The sequence below is a fragment of the Mycolicibacterium austroafricanum genome (assembly GCF_902705885.1).
In the GTDB taxonomy this organism is placed as follows: domain Bacteria; phylum Actinomycetota; class Actinomycetes; order Mycobacteriales; family Mycobacteriaceae; genus Mycobacterium; species Mycobacterium vanbaalenii_A.
Window position 1 is genome coordinate 62,377 of the sequence record NZ_CACSIP010000012.1, and the last position, 17,778, is coordinate 80,154.

The 17,778-nt window shown below is 67.7% G+C and carries 13 protein-coding genes; 8 read left to right on the forward strand and 5 right to left on the reverse strand.

The window, feature by feature from the left end:
- The first annotated feature begins 34 nt into the window (after positions 1 to 34).
- A complete protein-coding gene (locus BEMPMBAN_RS09010) occupies positions 35 to 1,048 on the forward strand; it encodes an alcohol dehydrogenase catalytic domain-containing protein (RefSeq protein ID WP_159230025.1) in 1,014 nt (337 codons plus the stop codon).
- Between the two features lie 105 nt (positions 1,049 to 1,153).
- Here the strand turns inward: BEMPMBAN_RS09010 and BEMPMBAN_RS32930 are convergent, their stop codons facing one another.
- A complete protein-coding gene (locus BEMPMBAN_RS32930; RefSeq protein WP_159230026.1) occupies positions 1,154 to 5,143 on the reverse strand; it encodes a cadherin-like domain-containing protein in 3,990 nt (1,329 codons plus the stop codon).
- 295 nt (positions 5,144 to 5,438) lie between these two features.
- On the opposite strand from BEMPMBAN_RS32930, the gene fbaA reads away from it, so the two are divergent.
- Positions 5,439 to 6,473 (forward strand): class II fructose-bisphosphate aldolase, encoded by a 1,035-nt coding sequence (gene fbaA / locus BEMPMBAN_RS09020; RefSeq protein ID WP_159230027.1) that lies wholly within the window; start codon positions 5,439 to 5,441, stop codon positions 6,471 to 6,473.
- Between the two features lie 31 nt (positions 6,474 to 6,504).
- On the opposite strand, the gene BEMPMBAN_RS09025 is transcribed toward fbaA, so the two are convergent.
- Positions 6,505 to 7,308: an Rv0361 family membrane protein gene (locus BEMPMBAN_RS09025; RefSeq protein WP_159230028.1), complete on the reverse strand. Its 804-nt coding sequence runs from the start codon at positions 7,306 to 7,308 to the stop codon at positions 6,505 to 6,507.
- A gap of 100 nt (positions 7,309 to 7,408) precedes the next feature.
- On the opposite strand from BEMPMBAN_RS09025, the gene BEMPMBAN_RS09030 reads away from it, so the two are divergent.
- Entirely contained in the window at positions 7,409 to 7,825 is a 417-nt protein-coding gene (locus tag BEMPMBAN_RS09030; RefSeq protein WP_159230029.1) for a DUF3151 domain-containing protein, read from the forward strand.
- Between the two features lie 11 nt (positions 7,826 to 7,836).
- On the opposite strand, the gene BEMPMBAN_RS09035 is transcribed toward BEMPMBAN_RS09030, so the two are convergent.
- Positions 7,837 to 8,733: a cation diffusion facilitator family transporter gene (locus tag BEMPMBAN_RS09035; protein WP_159230030.1), complete on the reverse strand. Its 897-nt coding sequence runs from the start codon at positions 8,731 to 8,733 to the stop codon at positions 7,837 to 7,839.
- A 75-nt stretch (positions 8,734 to 8,808) separates the two neighbouring features.
- Between BEMPMBAN_RS09035 and BEMPMBAN_RS09040 the strand changes: the two genes are divergently transcribed.
- Positions 8,809 to 9,957 (forward strand): polysaccharide pyruvyl transferase family protein, encoded by a 1,149-nt coding sequence (locus tag BEMPMBAN_RS09040; protein WP_159230031.1) that lies wholly within the window; start codon positions 8,809 to 8,811, stop codon positions 9,955 to 9,957.
- Positions 9,958 to 9,963: 6 nt separating this feature from the next.
- On the opposite strand, the gene BEMPMBAN_RS09045 is transcribed toward BEMPMBAN_RS09040, so the two are convergent.
- Together BEMPMBAN_RS09045 and BEMPMBAN_RS09050 are read right to left on the reverse strand one after the other, a co-directional pair.
- Complete coding sequence (locus tag BEMPMBAN_RS09045) at positions 9,964 to 10,743, reverse strand: site-2 protease family protein (protein WP_159230032.1); 780 nt, start codon at positions 10,741 to 10,743, stop codon at positions 9,964 to 9,966.
- A gap of 1 nt (position 10,744) precedes the next feature.
- On the reverse strand, positions 10,745 to 11,347 hold the full coding sequence (locus tag BEMPMBAN_RS09050; protein WP_159230033.1) for a peptidase M50: 603 nt from the start codon (positions 11,345 to 11,347) through the stop codon (positions 10,745 to 10,747).
- A 102-nt stretch (positions 11,348 to 11,449) separates the two neighbouring features.
- Here BEMPMBAN_RS09050 and BEMPMBAN_RS09055 point away from each other — a divergent pair, with 102 nt between their 5' ends.
- The 4 genes from BEMPMBAN_RS09055 (at position 11,450) to BEMPMBAN_RS09070 (ending at position 17,769) form a co-directional block, all read left to right on the forward strand.
- Complete coding sequence (locus BEMPMBAN_RS09055; RefSeq protein WP_159230034.1) at positions 11,450 to 12,745, forward strand: adenylosuccinate synthase; 1,296 nt, start codon at positions 11,450 to 11,452, stop codon at positions 12,743 to 12,745.
- Positions 12,742 to 13,401, forward strand: coding sequence for a PaaI family thioesterase (locus BEMPMBAN_RS09060; RefSeq protein WP_159230035.1), 660 nt, complete (start codon positions 12,742 to 12,744; stop codon positions 13,399 to 13,401). Before BEMPMBAN_RS09055 ends, BEMPMBAN_RS09060 begins: the two co-directional genes overlap by 4 nt.
- A gap of 18 nt (positions 13,402 to 13,419) precedes the next feature.
- Positions 13,420 to 14,544, forward strand: coding sequence for a GGDEF domain-containing protein (locus BEMPMBAN_RS09065; RefSeq protein ID WP_159230036.1), 1,125 nt, complete (start codon positions 13,420 to 13,422; stop codon positions 14,542 to 14,544).
- A gap of 66 nt (positions 14,545 to 14,610) precedes the next feature.
- The gene (locus BEMPMBAN_RS09070) at positions 14,611 to 17,769 is read left to right on the forward strand and encodes a bifunctional cytochrome P450/NADPH--P450 reductase (RefSeq protein WP_159230037.1); all 3,159 of its coding nucleotides are present in this window, start codon (positions 14,611 to 14,613) and stop codon (positions 17,767 to 17,769) included.
- Positions 17,770 to 17,778: the final 9 nt, after the last annotated feature.

Genomic DNA, 17,778 nt, shown 5'->3' on the forward strand with positions numbered 1-17,778 from the left:
TCCCAGAATCCGCTCGATCGCCTTAGGCTTGAGCATGCCCACTCACCAGGCCGTCCAGCTCGAATCCGCCAACGCTTCGCTCACCCTCGTCGAGGTCGACACACCGCACACGGCGTCCGGGCAGGTGCGCATCGCGGTCGCCGCGTGCGGTGTCTGCGGCACCGACCGTGAGTTCTACGCCGGCCACTTTCCCGGTCTGCAGTGGCCGCTCACGCTGGGCCACGAGATCGCGGGAACCGTGGCCGAGGTCGGGGAGGGTGTCGAGGACTTCGCGGTCGGCGACAGGGTGGCCGTCGGATGGTTCGGCGGCAACTGCAACCGTTGTATCCCCTGCCGTAAAGGCGCATTCATGCAGTGCGAACGCATGCAGGTCCCGAGCTGGCACTACCCGGGCGGCTACGCAGAATCGGTGACGGCGCCGGCCACCGCGCTCGCGCGGATCCCGGACGGGCTGTCGTTCGTCGAGGCCGCACCGATGGGCTGCGCAGGCGTGACCACGTTCAACGGGCTGCGCCACACACGTGCCAAGGCCGGCGACCTGGTCGCGATCCTCGGTGTCGGCGGGTTGGGTCACCTGGGCGTGCAGTTCTCCCGCGCGATGGGGTTCGAGACGGTCGCGATCGCCAGGGGCGCCGCGAAGGCCGAGGAAGCCACCCGACTGGGAGCGCACCACTACATCGACTCGACAGCGCAGGACGTCGCTGCCGAACTGAAGAAGCTGGGCGGTGCCGCGGTGGTGCTGGCCACCGCGAACAACGCGGCTGCGATGGCCGCTGCGGTCGGCGGCCTCGGCCCGGCAGGTGAACTCGTCGCCGTCGGGGTCACCCCGGAGAACTTGCCGATCAGCCCGCTCGACCTGATCAACTTCGGGCTGTCGGTGGCCGGTCACCCGTCCGGCACATCGCGCGACGTCGAGGAGACGCTGCACTTCGCGCTGCTGTCCGGGGTGCGGGCGCTCATCGAGGAGCGCCCGTTGGCGCAGGCCGCCGAGGCGTATGCCGCGATGGACGAGGGCCGCGCCCGCTACCGGATGGTCTTGACCGTGTGATGTGAGACCGCGTGCCGAGCCTCTGTCTGCCCCGCTGATGCCCGGAAATGCGGTGAGGGCCGCGCCGGTTGACCTGGCACGACCCTCACCGCAATCTCCGCCTCGCTAGGGCTCGATGCTCGACGACACGATGTTGATCACCGACACTGTCTCGTCGCCGTCGTTGACGACGTAGAGATGCTCGCCAACGGCGTCGATCGCCAACTCGCGTGGGATGTCTCCGACCGATATCTCGTCGACCACGGTGTTGAAGGTGGCGCTGCCGGGGGTGGTGTCGATGACTGTGACGGTGTCATCGAAGGCGTTGGTCACGTAGGCGCGCGTGCCGTCGGGGCTGAACGCCACGGACTGCGGACCGTTGCCGACGACGATCGGAGACCCGATGGCGGTGTTGTAGGTGGGACTGGTCGGGTCGGCGTCGATGACGGTGACGGTGTCGTCGAAGGCGTTGGTGACGAGGACCTGTAGTCCGTCTGGGCTGACGGCGATGCCGGAGGGGGAGTCCCCGACCGGGATCTCGGCGCCGATGCTGGTGCCGTAGCCGGCGCTGGTGGGGTCGATGTCGAATATGGCCACCCTGTTGGCGCCGGCCCTCGGGATGGCGATGTAGGCGCGGGTGCCGTCGGGGGTGATCGCCAGTGCCCTCGGTGAGGAGTTCGCGACGGTGATCGGGCTTCCGATCAGGGTGTGGAAGGTGGGGCTGGCGGGGTCGATGTCGAGCACGACCATGTCGAGGCTGGACTGGTTGAGGATGATGGCGCGGCTGCCGTCGGGGCTGAATTCGATGTCGGTGGGCCCGTCGCCGACCTCGATCGGATCGCCGACCACGGTGTTGTAGGTGGTGCTCGTGGGGTCGGTGTCGATGACCAGCAGGTGCCCGTTGCCGCCCACGACGTTGTCGTAGGTGACGTAGGCGCGCAGGCCGTCGGGGCTGACCTCGATCTCGCGCGGGTTATAGATGTCAAACGGAATAGTCTGCAGCACAGTGGGATTAGCTGGATCAGAGACATCGATGACGGTGACCGAGGCGTTGTCCTCGTTGAACAGGTTGCCGCCGTTGACCACGTAGACCCGGCTTCCGTCAGGCGTCACGCTCACCCCGTTGGGATTCTCGCCGACATCGACCGTGCCGATCACGGTATTCGGTGGGTTGGTGGTGACGGGGTTGACGGTGAGGGTCACGGTGGCGGCGGCGCTGACCAGGTCGCCGTCGGTGGCGGTGTAGGTGAAGGTGTCGCTGCCGGTGTAGCCGGTGTCCGGGGTGTAAGTGAACGAGCCGTCCGGGTTGAGCACGAGGGTCCCGTTCTCCGGGCCATCACCCAATGCGGCGGTCAGCGAGTCGGAGTCGGGATCGGTGTCATTGCCCAGCACGCCCGGCGCCCCGACGGTCAGCACGCCGTCCTGGTCGACGGCGTAGCTGTCCGGGGAGGTGACCGGCGCCTGGTTGTCGGGTGCGGGCAGCGGGGTGATGGGAACGCCGATGGTGTTGGTGGCGGTCAGGCCACCGGGGTCGGCGGCGACCACAGTGAAGGTGTCGAAGCTGACGGGTTCGCCGAACTCCGGCCGGGTGGCCGGGGTGTAGGTGTAGGTGCCCGCGGCGGCGTCGATCACGACGTTGCCGTTGTCGGGTTGTGCGGTGACGGTGTAGGTCAGCGGATCACCGTCGGGGTCGGTGAAGCCGAGTGTTGCGGTGGCGACACCGGTTTCGGCATCGACATCCCAGATGCCGGATTGTCCGGCGACCGGGGCTTGATTGCCGGGTTCGGGCAGGGCGGTGACCGGCACGGTGATGGTATTCGTGGCGGTGGCCTGGCCGTCGGTGGCGGTGACGGCGAAGGTGTCGGTGCCGTCGGGTTCACCGAACTCGGGTCGGGTGGCCGGGGTGTAGGTGTAGGTGCCGGCGGCAGCGTCGATCACGACGTTGCCGTTGTCGGGTCCGTCGCTGACGGTGTAGGCGAGGATGTCGCCGTCGGGGTCGGTGAATCCCAGGGTGCCGGTGACGGCGCCGGTTACGGGGTCGAGGGTGGGAGTGCCGGGGGTGCCGGCCACCGGCGCGTTGTTCTCCGGGTCGATCGGTTGGCCGTAGACGGTGTTGCCGTCACCGGGCCCGGTATCGGCGACCAGGTTGTTGCCCAACGCCAGTGCGTTGTTGTCGGTCCCGGGGCCCGCCGCCGCGATTGACTGCTGTCCCATGACGAAGGCGAAGTTGTCCTCGCCGGCGGCGGACGCCGAGTTGTTGGCGCCGACGGCAAGCGCGGTGCTGTCCTCCCCGGCGGCAGTCGCCGAACTTCCGGTCCCCTGGATGCGAGCGACAGTTCCGTCGCCGACTGCGGTGGCCACGTTGCCGTCTCCGACAATTATGGCCCGACCGCCCGTCGCCTCCACCGCGTTGCCGTCACCGTAGATGGCGGCACGGGCCCATTCGTCGGCCGCAGCGCTGGTGGTCGCAGCATTGCCGTCGCCGACTACTCGCACCGTTGCGGTGCCATCGTTCCCGTCGCTGCTGGCCACGCTGCTGTCACCGACAATCCGGGTCGACGCATACCCGTCCATGTCGGCGTTGGCGACGGCGTCGTTGTTGTCCCCGAACATGGTGATGCGGGCGTACGAGTCGTTGTCGGCACTGGCTGACGATGAACTATCGTCGGCACTCATCGTGATGCTGGCACGAGAGCCGCCTGTCGCGACTGCTGTGGCGTCGCTGTTGGAGCCGGTGAGCTGTATATATGCGGTGCTGTCGCTCTCGCTGGCGAGAGACACCGAGTTGTTGTTGCCGTAAACCGTTGCGCTGTTGCGGTTTCCGCTGGAGAGAGCATCGTTGCCGTCGCCGTTGATCCGCACTGAGCTGGCGTTTCCGTTGGTGACGTTGACGATGTTGTCGTAGCCGCGTACCCGGGCGAGGTTGAAATTTCCTGCAGAGGCGATGGCGGCACTTTCGTCGCCGTAGGCGCGTGCGGTGTTGAACCAGCCCTCGGCGGCCGTGGCGGTGCTGTCGTCACCGTTCACGCGGGCCTTGTTGAAGTTGCCGTCCGCGGTGGCGCTGCCGTCATCACCGTCCACGATGGCCATGCTGAACAGGCCGGTGGCGGTCGCGGTGCTGTTGGCGCCCCACGCGATGGCCAGTGAGCCGAAGCCCTCCGAAGTGGCCATTGCGGTGCCGCGCTGCACCAGTGACACCCCGCCGATCGAGATGCTGACGTCCTGGTAAGTGGCCTCGATCTCGCGGCGCACCCAGGCCAGCACGGCCAACAAGCCGGGGGAGGGCGCCGGCGCTGCGGGCGCGGGATTGGGAGCCGCGAACGGTGCGAGCGCGGTGGACAGCATGGTGGTGGCCACGCTGATGAACGTGCCGGGCTGGGTCTGAAGGGCCTTGGCCGGCGCCTCCTCCACCACCGTGGTCGCATCGTCGGCGGGCTCGGCTGCGGCGGTGAAGGTGTCGGTGGGCGCACTCGAGCGAGACGTCTCGGCGACGGCGGCCTCGGCCGGAGCGGCGGCCGGGGTGCGGGTTGATTCGGGTGTCTCGACGAGTGCCGGCGTGGCAGCACGTGCAGGGCGCTTGGTTTGGCTGGTGGGCGTGGTGATGGCTGCGGGGGCCGGATCGCGCTTCGTGGGGGTGGGTGTCGGTGCCGGTTCAGCCGGCGTATCGGTGTCTTCGTCGACGGGTTCGGGCTCGTCCTGCTCGTCGGCATCGGACTCGTCGTCGGCAGGCGTGTCGGTCTCGTCCAGATCGGTGACGGTGTCGAGGTCATCGTCCGACTCGGTGTCGGTGTCGGTGTCGGTGTCGGTCGAGTCGTCGTCCGCGGACTCGTTGTCCGAGGAGTCGGTTTCGCGGGAGGACGCATTGTCCGACTTGCGCGTCGACGGCTTGGTGGTACCGGTCGACGACGAATCCGACGAATCCGACGAATCCGAGCCTGACGAGGACGAGCCTGACGACGACGAGCCTGACGACGACGAGCCGGAGGACGAGCCCGACGAGCTGGATCCACTGGAGGAGTCGGCCAGAGCCACGCCGGGGATGGTCGCTGCCGCCATCCCCAAGCCGAGCGCTACCGCTAATCCGCCAACTCGCGACACATACTTCGCCGACTCCATGTGATTGCCTTCCCGAACGGTGCCTGATGGTCACTTGACGCTAGGTCCGAGGCAGCGGGGGCGAATCGGGTGAAACCCTATCTATTGACCCTCGCGCAAGTGTCCTGGCGCGGGTCGCGCCGGGCGGTTGGCAGGCCGGCCGACGCGTAGGCGCAGTTCAGCGACTGTCGAAGCCGTGTGCGCTTCCGGTGAGCGCCCGCCCGGCTCGGCCGCAGATCGGCGACGGCACGCCGCGGGCGGCGATTCTTGCGATACTGGTCGGAATTGCACGTGAAGATGCCGAGAGGAACCCGTCATGCCCATCGCCACGCCCGAGGTCTACGCCGAGATGCTGGGTCGTGCCAAGGAGCACTCCTTCGCGTTCCCGGCCATCAACTGCGTCGGCTCGGAGAGCGTCAACGCAGCGATCAAGGGTTTTGCGGACGCCGGCTCCGACGGCATCATCCAATTCTCCACCGGAGGTGCGGAATTCGCGTCCGGTCTGGGAATCAAGGAGATGGTCACCGGCGCCGTGGCTCTCGCCGAGTTCGCGCACGTCGTCGCCGCCAAGTACGACATCACGGTCGCGTTGCACACCGACCACTGCCCGAAGGACAAGCTGGACACCTATGTCCGGCCGCTGCTGGCGATCTCCGCCGAGCGTGTCGCCAAGGGTCGCGACCCGCTGTTCCAGTCACACATGTGGGACGGCTCGGCCGTGCCGATCGACGAGAACCTGTCGCTCGCGCAGGAGCTTCTCAAACAGGCGGCCGCCGCCAAGATCATCCTCGAGATCGAGATCGGCGTCGTCGGCGGCGAAGAGGACGGCGTCGAGGCCGAGATCAACGACAAGCTGTACACCACGGCCGAGGACTTCGAGAAGACGATCGACGCGCTCGGAGCCGGCGAGCACGGCAAGTACCTGCTGGCCGCCACCTTCGGCAATGTGCACGGTGTCTACAAGCCGGGCAACGTCAAGCTCAAGCCGGAGATCCTGGCCGAGGGCCAGAGGGTCGCAACGGCCAAGCTCGGCCTCCCCGAGGGGTCCAAGCCGTTCGACTTCGTCTTCCACGGCGGGTCCGGCTCGCTGAAGTCCGAGATCGAGGACGCGCTCAACTACGGCGTGGTGAAGATGAATGTCGACACCGACACCCAGTACGCGTTCACCCGTCCGATCGTCGGCCACATGTTCAGCAACTACGACGGCGTGCTCAAGGTCGACGGCGAGGTCGGCAACAAGAAGGTCTACGACCCGCGCAGCTACTTCAAGAAGGCGGAGGCCGGGATGAGCGAGCGCGTCGTCGAGGCGTGCAACGACCTGCACAGCGCGGGCCGCAGCGTGACGGGCTGACCGCAGGCTGACGTCTGCAAAACGTGGATATCTAGCTGGCAGGCGCCTGGCAGATCTTCCACTGCTCGTCACGGAACTCCAGATCGAAGCTGCGCGTCGAGCGGGTCTGCGGTGCGTAGGCCATGAACGTGGTGACGTTGGCTTCGGCGTGGTCGCCGTTGACCACCACCTGATCGATGCTGGCGACGACGGGGTACTGCTTGGCCGCGGCCACCCGGGAGTGGGTGTCGGCCCACGCCTTCTCGTCGTAGCGGACGTAACTGTCCCGGGTTGCCCCGCAGGTGATGCTGCGCAGCGTGGACAGATCACCGTTCTGCACGGCGATGTCGAATTCCTCGATCGTGGAACGGACCATGTCCTCCTGGGACACCGCCGGGGTGGACGTGCGGGTCAGAAGGATCGTGCCGAGGATCGCGATGGCGGCCAGCGCCGCGATGACGACGATGATGGCCGCCACCCATCCCCAGCTGCGCCTTTTCTGGGGCGGCTTGGGGGCCTCACCGCGTGGCGGGATCATCTGGGGCGCAACAGGTTTCTGCGCAGCGGCGAACACCTCGGTGGCCGGGTCGTTGGGTCGGTTGATGATCTGCGTCGACCCGGCGTCGAATCCGGACGGGGCAGTGAACCGACGCTCGCCGGACTGCTCCTCGGAGGTCTGGTCGTGGGTCCCGGGATCGGCGGGCGCCATCACCTCGGTGGCCGGCTCGTGGTCGGTTTCCGGTTCCGGCAGGATCTCGGTCTCGGCGTCCGCGTCCGCCGGTGGTGTGCCCTCACCGGCGTGCTCAGCTGCGTCGGTGTTCTCGTCCGGTTGGTCAGGCCCTGTGGGGTTCGACATCCCTGCTGAAATCCTCCCTGGTCCTTCCCTGGCTGATGCTAGGGCGAAGCTTAGCCATCCGCAGTGACGCGCGCCGACGGCCGCACTGCACAATGGGTCCATGACTCGGATGGGTGATCTTCTCGGACCGGAACCAGTGTTACTGCCCGGTGATCCCGCGGCCGAGGCCGAACTGGACGCCGCGGAGAACCCGGCCATCGTGGCCGCGGCACACCCCACGGCGTCGATCGCCTGGGCGCTGCTCGCCGAGGACGCGCTGCGCGACGACAAAGCCGTCACCGCATACGCCTACGCCCGCACCGGGTACCACCGCGGGCTTGACCAACTCCGCCGCAACGGGTGGAAGGGCTTCGGTCCGGTGCCGTTCTTCCACGAGCCCAACCGCGGTTTTCTGCGGTGCGTCGCCGCGCTGGCCCGAGCGGCCGACGCGATCGGGGAGACCCCGGAGTATCAGCGGTGCCTGGACCTGCTCGACGACTGCGACCCGTCCGCCCGCGGGCAACTCGGGCTGTCCTGACAACACCCCGGCTACCGGGTGTTGCTTTCGCACTCACAGTCCGCGGCGGCGTCGGGCGGTTCCACCTGAACCGTCGAGTGGCCGAGGCCGCGTGCAGTCAGCACGGCACGGGCGTCGTCGAGCACCAGCGCGGAGTCTCGCTTGCTGGTCAGGTGCGCGGTGACCATGTCCTTGCCCGGTACCAGCGTCCAGACGTGCAGATCGTGGACTTCGGTGACACCCTCGACGCCGCGCAGAGCGGCGTGCAACTCCTCCACGTCGATGTGGCTCGGTGACGTCTCGGACAGGATCCGCAACGCGGCCCGGGCCAGCGAGATGGCCCGGGGCAGTACCCACAGTGCCACCAGCACGGCGACGACGACGTCGGCGTACGGCCAGGACGTCGTCACCGTGACGATGCCGGCGATCAGCACCCCGATGCTGCCGACGGTGTCGGCGAGAACCTCCATGTAGGCGCCCTTGACCGCGAGGCTGTCCTTGGAGTGGGACCGCAGCAGGGCCACGACGGCGACGTTGGCGAGCAGGCCCGCGAGCGCGACGACGATCATCGGCACCCCGGGAATCTCCGGAGCGTCTCCGAGACGTTCGAACGCCTCGTACAGGATGAAACCGGCCATGCCGAGTAGCAGCGCGGCGTTGGCGACCGCGGTGAAGACCTCGGCGCGGTGCCAGCCGTAGGTCCGGGACGGGGAGGCGCTGCCCCGCCTGGCCAGCAGCACCGCGGTCAATCCCATGAACATCGCCACCAGGTCGGTGAGCATGTGGCCTGCGTCGGCCAGCAACGCGATCGAGTTGATCGCCAGTGCTGTGGTCAGTTCGACGACGAAGAAGATCGACAGAATTCCGGCCGCGATGAGCATTCGGGAAACGCGGGCGTCGGCATGCCCATGATCGTGTCCCGCACCCATGGGCTGAAATATATGCGGAAAGTCGCATATATGACAAGCCTGGCTGCTCTGCCGGGCGCTCGGTAGCATCCGACGGTGACGGAAAACTGGGAGTCTCCTGTGTACTACCTGGTAGCCACCGCCGGTTTTCCGAACTACGGCGACGAACTGATCCTCGACGGCTGGTTGCGTCACCTACGGGAGGTCGCGCCGAACGCCGACGTCTGGGTCGACACGCCCTCCCCCGGCCCCAGCCAGCTGCTGTTCGGGCAGGCGCACCCGCGGGTGCGCTTCGTCGACACCCTGTGGCGACTGTGTTGGGAGGCGCCGTCTGACGACCCGTGGGAGCTCGCGGCCTGGGTGCAGCACGCCGTCGCCAACCCCGGCATGGCGCCCCGCTGGCACCAGGGCATCGCGCTGCTGCACCGACTCGACGTCGTGCACGTCGTGGGCGGCGGCTACGTCAACGCGATCTGGCCGCGGCACGTCGGTCTGCTGGCGGGCGCGGCTGCGGCGGCACGCCATTCGGGCGCGCGCGCGGCGATGACGGGGCAGGGCCTGGTGCCGGAGCCGCCAGGTGCCGCGCCGCTGCTGGGCGCGCTGGCACAGCGCTTCGATGTCGTCGACGTGCGCGACGCGGAATCCGCCGAGCTGCTCGGCGTCGAGGCGGGAGTCGACGACGCGTTCCTGTCCCTCGGGCAGCACCGGGTGTGCCGCCCGCAGGATGTCTGGCCGGACTCCCGTCCGCCGGAGGTGATGGTGTGCCTGCAGTCCGACATGAACGATGCCGGCACCGGCACCGGCGCCGTCGCCGGTGCCGCGTTGTCGATGTTGCGCCAGTGGCAGGTTCGCGGCGAGGACGTGTGCGTGGTGGAAGGGATCCCCCGGGTCGACCGGGAGGTCTACGCGCTGATCGAGCATGAGCTGCCCGGCGCGCGCTTCTTACCGTTCGTCGACGTCTGGGCAGCGGGTCTGCCGGTGTCGGCGGCTCAGACGTGGATCTCCACCCGGTTCCACCCTCACATGCTGGCGGCGGCGGCCGGGGCGTCCGGTGTGGCGATCTCGATCAGCCCGGGCTACTACGCCCCCAAACACCGGTCGCTGGTCGCGCTCGGGTCAGGCTGGACGATGATGGAGGATCTGGGCAAGGTGCCGGAACGCCCGAGCTCCGGTGGGTTCGCGCCAGAGACCGTGCGCCGGCTGAGTCGGCAGAAACGCGCCGTGGCCGAGGCCCTCTACGGGTAGCCCGCGCTACAGCCAGGCCGACCAGAACCTGGTCAGCTGGCTGCCGACGGACGACAGCGCGGAAGGCACCCCCGACAGGTCGAACAGCCAGTAGACCGCCGAGAAGAACCACTGGTTCAGTCCCGGCGCGACCAGCAGGATCAGCAGGAGGAAAAAGCCCCACTGTTTGGCAGGCTGCACCGCGCGCTGCGTCTCGGCGCTCAGGTGCGGCTCCAGCGCCCCGTAGCCGTCGAGGCCAGGGATGGGCAGCATGTTCAGCAGCAGCGCGGTGATCTGGAGGAAAGCCAGGAACGCGACGCCCGCCCAGAACACCGAATGCGCGGGGTCGTACCACAGCCGGATCAGCACGAGCAGCGCCACCGCGAACATCAGATTGACGGCCGGGCCCGCGAGGCTGACCAGTGTCTTCTGCCGACGCGTCATGAAGGCCGTCTGCACGTAGACCGCGCCGCCCGGCAAGCCGATACCGCCGAGTGCGATGAACAGCACCGGAAGTCCCAGCGACAGCAGCGGATGGGAGTACTTCAACGGGTTGAGGGTGAGGTATCCGCGCACGGCGACGTCGCGGTCGCCGAACCGCCACGCGCTGTAGGCGTGACCGAACTCGTGCAGGCACAGCGACACCAGCCAGCCGAAGATGACGAACACGAAGACGCCGACGTAGGCGATCGGCCGGACCTGTTGCGCGGAATACCACGCCACGGCCCCACCGGCTGCGGTGAGGGCGACGATGGCCAGAAAGATCGGGCTGGGACGCACCGACTGGTGAAGTGGGCGAATGCTCACCTCATGAAGCTACCCGCAGCCAACCCTGGGTATGGCGGTAGAAGGTCGAGCGACGTACGGGTCGCGGCGCCGGTTTCCCGTCGCGGACCACGAGTGCGCCGGTGGTTCCCAGCTGGGCGGCCCGGCCCGCCACCCATTGCTTCGGCCGGAACCGCCCCGACAGCGTGCGGGCACGAAGTCCGGGCATCGCGATGGTCGGCTCGATCCGTACGCCCGTCACCTCCCCGTCGAAGAGCACCTCGTCGTCGACCACCGCTTCGCCGCGGACCGTGCGGGCGTCCTGAGGCGGCAGCCAGTGGGCCGTGGCGGTGATAACGGTGCCGGTCTCGTCGCGGATCAACGGCACCCGGGTCGCGGTGCCGGTCAGCGCCCGTCGCCCCTGCCACCACCGCGGCGCATGCGCCACCTCGACATCGAGCCGGTCGGCGCGCAGAAGTCGGGTCAGCACCGTTGCCAGATCGACGTGCGAGCCGACCACGACGAGGCGGCGGCAGTCGGGAAGTTCGTCGATGACCGCGTCGGCGTCGACGACGGGAACGCCGCGCAGCACCCGGGGAATCCGGCGCCCGCCGAACAGCAGAACCGCGACTTGCGAAGCGTCCAATCTGCTCCTTGTAAACGGGCCTCGATCAGGTCGGATAGGGTGGCTCACCGGCTGCACAGTATTTGAGCGCAGTACCAGCAGGAGACAGCGGGAGAATATGCCATGCCGGCAATCGTCCTCATCGGCGCCCAGTGGGGTGACGAGGGCAAAGGTAAGGCCACCGACCTTCTCGGTGGCCGCGTCCAATGGGTCGTCCGTTACCAGGGGGGCAACAACGCCGGTCACACGGTCGTTCTTCCGTCGGGGGAGAATTTTGCGCTGCACCTGATCCCGTCGGGGATCCTGACCCCGGGCGTCACCAACGTCATCGGCAACGGTGTGGTGGTGGATCCGGGGGTGCTGCTCGCCGAGCTGCAGGGTCTCGAGGCACGCGGGGTGGACACCGAACGGCTGTTGATCTCTGCCGACGCCCACCTGTTGATGCCTTACCACGTGGCGATCGACAAGGTCGTCGAACGTTATGCGGGTAGCAAGAAGATCGGCACCACCGGCCGCGGCATCGGCCCCTGTTATCAGGACAAGATCGCCCGCATCGGGATTCGGGTGGCAGACGTGCTCGACCCCACGCTGCTGGCCGAGAAAATCGAGGGCGCACTGGAATTCAAGAACCAGGTGCTGGTCAAGATCTACAACCGCAAGGCACTGGACTCCGCCGAGGTGGTCGATGCGCTGCTGGCGCAGGCGGAAGGCTTCAAGCACCGCATCGCCGACGCGCGGCTGTTGCTCAACGCAGCGCTGGAGCAGGGGGAGACGGTGCTGCTCGAAGGCTCGCAGGGCACGCTGCTCGACGTCGACCACGGTACGTACCCCTTTGTCACGTCGTCGAATCCGACCGCAGGCGGCGCGTCGGTCGGATCGGGCGTCGGCCCGACCCGGATCACCACGGTGCTGGGGATCCTGAAGGCGTACACCACGCGCGTCGGCTCCGGGCCGTTTCCCACCGAATTGTTCGACGCCAACGGTGAATACCTGGCGAAGACGGGCGGTGAGATCGGTGTGACCACCGGCAGGAGGCGCCGCTGCGGTTGGTTCGACGCGGTGATCGCCCGTTACGCGACCAGGGTCAACGGCATCACCGACTACTTCCTCACCAAGCTCGATGTGCTGTCCAGCCTGGAGACGGTGCCGGTGTGCGTCGGCTACAGCGTCGACGGTAAGCGCACCGATGACATGCCGATGACCCAGAGCGACATCGCCCGCGCCGAACCGATCTACGAGGAACTCCCGGGGTGGTGGGAGGACATCAGCGGGTGCCGGACGTTCGACGAGCTGCCCGCCAAGGCGCGCGACTATGTTCTCCGGCTCGAAGAGCTTGCCGGGGCTCATGTTTCGTGCATCGGTGTCGGGCCCGGCCGCGAACAGACGATCGTCCGGCGAGACATCCTGGCCCCGAAGTGACCGCCGACGCGAGGAGCGACAAGGCGGGAGATCCGAGGGCGGTCGATCCCGAGTACGACCGGCACGGCGGTTTCCCGAACTTCGAGCCGGCGCAGCCCGGGCCCGGTTTCGGGCGGTTCCTGTCGGCGATGCGCCGCGCGCAGGACCTGGCGGTATCGGCCGATCCCGACACCGACGCCTGGGAGCGGGCCGCCGACCTCGCCGAGGAACTCGTCGGGCTGCTCGGCCCCTTCGAAGCACCCGAGGGCGTCGGCCCGGCCAACCGGGTGCCCAAGCTGCCGGGCGCCGGCAGCCTGCTGATGCCGCCGTACAAGGTGATCAGCTTCGAGCCCGACGGGGTGGAGCTGGAGGTGACCTTCAGCCGTTTCTCGGTCGGCGGCAACTCCGCAGTCCACGGCGGGGTGCTGCCGCTGCTGTTCGATTCGGTGTTCGGGATGGTGATCCATGCCGCCGGCCGCCCGATCAGCCGGACCGCCTTCCTGCACGTGGACTATCGCAACGTCACCCCGATCGACACCGTACTGACCGCGCGCGGTTGGGTGCGGGAGGCCGAGGGGCGTAAAGCATTCGTCAACGCCGAACTACGGGATCCGCAAGGCCGACTGCTGGCCGAGGCGAACGGGCTGATGATTCGGCTCCTTGCCGGCCAGCCCTGAGTGCGCCCGGGGGGGTGAATGGAAAAGGGGATTCGCGAGTACTTCCTGATCTGGTGGCGGCAGCCGTTCGAGTTCGATTGGACCGCAAGGCATTTTCGCGCCCGCGGGGTGTTGCGGGTGCATCAGGTGTTCTTCGGTTGCTTCTGCCTCCTCTACGGCCTCACCGCGCTGTTGACCATGGTGTGGGGCTATGCCGACGACGGGCCGGTCGGCGGCCGGTGGCTGGTGCTCATCGTGGCCGTGAGCTCAGCGGTGCTGGGTGTGCTCTGGATTTTCGGTCCGTGGCCGACCGAGCGCCAGTCGGCGGCGTTCGTGATCTATGCCGACCTCGCTGTGGTCACGGTGATCGCCTGTTACGAGGACGCGTTCCTGGCGATGCCGGGGCTGGCACTGCTGGCCGCCAACGGCATCTACGTCGTCATCGCGCACGGTCCGCGCGCGCTGCTGCTGCATCTGGCGTTCACCGTCGCGGCGTTTGCCTGGTTGTACGCGATGTCGATCACCCAGGGCACGGCAGCGGTCTCGTTGATCACGGTGCGCCTGCTGGTGTTGATACCGACCGTGGTCGGGGTTCCGGTGATCGTGCACTCGTATCTGCTGGCGCTGCGCATCGGTGCCGTCGACGCGATGTACGACCCGTTGACCAGGCTGCTCAACCGCCGCGGTCTCGAGGACGAGGTCGACGACCTGTTGGCGGCGGACGGCGGGCAGGTCGGGGTGCTGGCCGTGGATATCGACAAGTTCAAGGCCATCAACGACAGGCACGGCCATGAGGCCGGAGACCGGGTGCTCATCGGCGTGGCCAACGCCGCACGCGACGCGGTGGTGTCGGCCGGTGCCCGGGCGGTGATCGCCCGCACCGGCGGCGAGGAGTTCGTTGTCGTGGTGGACGACCGAGTTGTCGACGGACGGGCGGCCGTCGCGTTGCGGGTGGCCGAACTGCTCCACGAGAAGGTGGCCCGGTGCGACGGCGCCGCCGCGCCGACGGTCAGCATCGGCGCCGTGACCGCGGGCACGCGGGGCGACGTGCGGCGGACGGTCCGCGAGCTGATCGAGCGCGCCGACGCGGCGATGTATCGGGCCAAGAACGCCGGCGGTAACCGGACGGTGGTGGCCGGCGACTCCGTTGCGGCCGGAGAGTGAATGACCTGTACGGAGTTCGGGCCAAGCCGCGTTCCCGGGAGCCGCAACACACATATGCTGCCCGGCATGGCCGAATTTGCGCCCTCGCCGCCGCCGGAGCTCGAGCATGTCCCCTCCGCCGAGGGGCCCCTGCCGACTCCGGCCGATCTGACCGGCCGGCCGTACGCGCTACCCGTCGACACCCTCGGTGAACTCCACGGACCACTGTTCTATGCGGACTACAGCGGAGTCCGAAAGCTCTACGCGTGCTCGTTAGAACTGGTCGAAGAGCTCTGCGACGACAGCAGATTCGCCAAGAACCTGACCAGCTCACTCGCCGCGGTGCGCCCACTGGCCGGTGACGGATTGTTCACCGCGTTCCACGGCGAGCCGAACTGGCAGAAGGCCCACGACGTCCTGCTGCCCGGATTCAGCTACGCGGGTCTGCGCAATTACCACTCTTCGATGCTGGACATCAGTTGCCAGCTCGTCGACCGCTGGGACGACTGTGTGGGCCGGCAACCGGTGGACGTCTCCGGCGATTTGCAGAAGCTCGCGATGGATACGGTGGCGCTGGCCGGTTTCGGTGCTCGCTTCGAGTCGTTCGACCACGACGGCCTCGCCCCGATTCCGCAGAGCTTCACCAACGCCTTTGCTGCACTCGGAACACCGGCAAAGGCAACGGAATTCGAAGCCGAGCTGGTGAACCTGCACCGTTATTTCGACGAACTCATCAACAAGCACCGGGACTCCGGGAACGGCCAGGCAGACGATCTGCTGTACACCATGCTCGGACACGATTCGGAGGGTCGGCCGGTCCTCGAGCCCGAGAACATCCGCAACCAGATCATGACCTTTCTGATCGCGGGGCAGCTGACCACCTCGGAGCTGATGCCCAACGCGCTCTACAACCTCGTGCACCATCCTGCGGTGCTGTCCCGGGTACAGACCGAGGTGGACCAGGTGTTCGGTCCCGAGGACGACCACCTGCCCACCTTCGATGACATCGGCAAACTCGGTTATCTGCGGCAGGTGCTCAACGAGACACTGCGGCTGTCCCCGCCGGTACTGGGTTTCGACCGGATGGCGTTGGCGGACACGGTCATCGGTGGCAGGTACCCGGTCAAGGAGGGTGAAGCGGTCACCGTGCTGACGGGGGCGCTGCACCGACAGCCGGAATGGGGTGACAACGTCGAACTCTTCGATCCGGACCGGTTCGACCCGCTGCGCGCCGAGAGCCGCCCCACAGCGCTGTTCAAACCCTTCGGCACCGGGGAGCGGTCTTGCATCGGCCGCCAGTTCGCCCTTCATGAGGCCACCATGGCGATCGCCCGGCTGGTCCATCGCTACCGGCTGCTGGACTCCCGACACTATGTGTTGCAGTTCGACAGCGAGCTGAGCCGGCGCCCGATCGGCTTCTGTCTGGACTTGGTCCGGCGCACTCCCGCCGAAAGACGCCGCGCTGCGCTGACGGACTCGGCAACCACCGATCGAGCGGCCGCTCACCCGGTCTCACCGATCAAGGTCGGCACCACACTGGCGATCCTGCACGGCTCGAACCTCGGCACCTGCCGCGCTCTGGCCTCTCAACTCGCCGAGGAGGCCACCGATATGGGCGCTACCGCGACCGTCGGACCGCTCGACGACGCAGCCGGCGGCATGGCCGGGGCGGACGCGATCTTGATCGTCGCGTCGTCCTACAACGGCCAGCCCACCGACGACGCACGTGCGTTTTTCGCCTGGCTTCTCGGTGACGACGCCGAACTGGTCGACCAGCCCTACTTCGCCGTACTCGGCGTCGGAGACCACAACTGGGCCGAGACGTATCAGGCAGTGCCGAAACGCATCGACGAACGGTTGACCGAGCTGGGCGGCGAGCGCCTGGTTCCCCGGGCGGCGGCGGACACCTCCGGTGACCTGACCGGAACTGTCGAAGAGTTCTCCGCCGCCTTCTGGGCGGCTCTGTCCCAACGTTTCGGCGATCCCGACGCAGTGCCGGTGACCGACAGCAACGAACCGCTCTACGATCTGCGCACCATCGTCGGTCCGGTGACCGCGGCGATCGATGCCAGGTTCGCGGTGACACCGATGACCGTGTTGGACAACACCGAGCTGGTGAGCGGCGACAATGCGTTGGGGCAGGCCAAACACCATGTGCGCATCACCCTTTCCGAAGGCGTCGGATATCAGACGGGTGATCACCTGACCGTGCTCGCGGACAACCCGCCGGACGTCGTCGACGCGGTGCTCCAGGCACTCGACATCGACCCGCAACTCCGATTGTCGATCAACCCGCGGCGCACCTCTCGCCGGCTCATCGCGCTCGACCGCGAGGTCAGTGTGCGCGAGTTACTCACCCACTTCGTCGAACTGCGCAAGCCGGCCACGCGCAGCCAACTGGCCCGGCTCGCGGTCACCAATCCGTGCTTGCCCGAGCGGCAGCACCTCGAGGAACTCGCCGCGGCTTCCGAGCCGTGCGGGCTCAGCCCGCTGGAGATCCTGCACCAGTTCCCGGCCTGCGATGTCACCGGCGCGGAGCTGCTGGAACTGCTCGAACCGATGACGCCACGCCACTACTCCATCGCGTCTTCTTCACGGCTGTCGCCGGACGTCGTCGCACTCGTGGTCAGCGTGCTCGACGCGCCCGCGCGGACCGGCCGCGGTCTGTTCAAAGGGGTCGCGTCGAATCACCTCGCTGCTCTCGGTCCCGGTGCCCAGATCCGCGCTCGCGTGGACCCGGCGCGTCAGGCGTTCCGGGCGGGTGCCGACCCCGAGAAGAATGTGATCCTGGTCAGCGCCGGCACCGGTGTCGCCCCGTTCTGCGGATTCCTGGGAGACCGGTTGGCAGCCAAACAGGACGGCGCGCCGTTCTCGCCGGCGTTGTGCTTCTTCGGCGTCCGCGACCCCGATGTCGACTACATCTTCCGTGAGCAGTTCGAGGAAGCCGACGACCTCGGGATCGTGCGGATGCGTCCCGCGTTCTCGCGGGCACCGCAGGATGGAGTCCGTTACGTGCAGGACCGAATCGCCGCCGACGCGGATGAGGTCTGGGAACTACTCGGTGACCCCGCACGGGATGCTCACGTCTACGTGTGTGGTGACGGCGCAAAGATGGCACCGGCTGTGCGCCGGGCGTTCCTGGGCATCTACCGCGCCCGCACCGGTGCCGACGAGACACAGGCGAACGACTGGCTGACAGCTCTGGTCGAATCCGATCACTACGTCGAGGACGTGTGGGCGGGGTGAACACCCCCC